Source organism: Klebsiella sp. A-Nf5, from assembly GCF_002810545.1.
Lineage (GTDB): Bacteria > Pseudomonadota > Gammaproteobacteria > Enterobacterales > Enterobacteriaceae > Klebsiella > Klebsiella variicola.
Genome location: NZ_PIOG01000057.1, coordinates 1 through 1,146 on the forward strand (window position 1 = coordinate 1; position 1,146 = coordinate 1,146).

Here is a 1,146-nt window from a genome sequence, read left to right on the forward strand (position 1 = left end):
TTCGGCGGAGCTTACCGCGTCTTTTCGCGGTAAGCGGAGTGTGGCTCGACGACTGGACAGCGCAGCTGGCCGGGAGCCGAAGGTGTCCAGTGTGGGTGTGCTTTTAAGCCTTTTCAGTTTTAAAAAGGGACACAGCAGGAAAGAAAGCCATCACAGGAAGGAACGGAGGAGTATCAGAACAAAAGCCCGCAGGGAAATCACGGGCTGATCCAACGGGCGAATCGAGATAGGTCAATATATGCAACATACAGCTCAATAACCGGGCCGGATGTTATGATCCGCGTCACAAAATTAACACTACCACATATAGGGATTTATAAATTCCTGAAACTGCAGTTGTCCGGATCACAGACAGGTCAGGAGCTTACTTATCGTTGTTTTCACTCAGGTTATTCGTTTCAAATGCGACAAGAAATGTTTTCATCCCGGCACAAAAAGCATTGAATTCTTCCGGCGTGACCTCTGCGGATCGGTTTATTCTGGCTCCGCGAAGATGAGAATTGCCGGATGCATTTTTTTCCGCCCCGGCACTGCGGATTATCGAGTCGGCCCGGCTTTTAGAACATGGGACACCGCCCAGGCTGATAATTTGTGCAACATCATTCCTGTTGAGGCAGCCAATCGCCCCGGCAATCATCTTTAGATTAGCGGTAAGTTGTCTTCTGGAAAGGACGTCACTCATCGGTATGACCTTCTTCAGCGCTCGAGCCGCTCGACGGTAGCCAGCAGTTGTGGATAGGTCGCTGAAAGGCACTTTTCATACAGCGATTCAGCCGCGGGGATACCCTCCAGATAGTAATCCGAGTCCCGGATTTCCTGAGCCAGATATTCAATAAAGGCGGGTTCCACAACGGAGCCATTCAGCACATTAAGCAGAACCTGTGTTTCTTCGGCATCGAGAGGAAGGGCACAGGCGCGAACCAGATGCGCATAGCGATCAAAGATATTATTCAGCCGTTCAGTCACCCCTTCCCTGTGGGAGTTCAGATGAGCTCGCAGCTTAGGCGAAGGCGTGAAAGAGGGGTTGCGGGAAATCTCTTTTTTCATGGGTTATCCTCAGAATACTGGCCCGACATCATTAAGAATTTACGCCGTTCCTCCATGTACTGGCGGTACCATTTACGGGCAACACTGGCCAGATCGTCC

2 protein-coding genes and 1 pseudogene are annotated in these 1,146 nt (G+C 50.8%); all 3 read right to left on the reverse strand.

Annotation, left to right across the window (positions count from 1 at the left end):
- Positions 1 to 364 precede the first annotated feature (364 nt).
- Positions 365 to 682 carry a hypothetical protein gene (locus tag CWM53_RS06640; RefSeq protein WP_100698945.1) on the reverse strand — a complete coding sequence of 106 codons (318 nt, stop codon included), beginning with the start codon at positions 680 to 682 and terminating at the stop codon, positions 365 to 367.
- Between the two features lie 14 nt (positions 683 to 696).
- The gene (locus CWM53_RS06645; protein ID WP_100698943.1) at positions 697 to 1,047 is read right to left on the reverse strand and encodes a hypothetical protein; all 351 of its coding nucleotides are present in this window, start codon (positions 1,045 to 1,047) and stop codon (positions 697 to 699) included.
- A pseudogene (locus CWM53_RS31865) lies at positions 1,044 to 1,146 on the reverse strand (hypothetical protein); the annotation flags it as partial. The gene CWM53_RS06645 and the pseudogene CWM53_RS31865, both read right to left, overlap by 4 nt.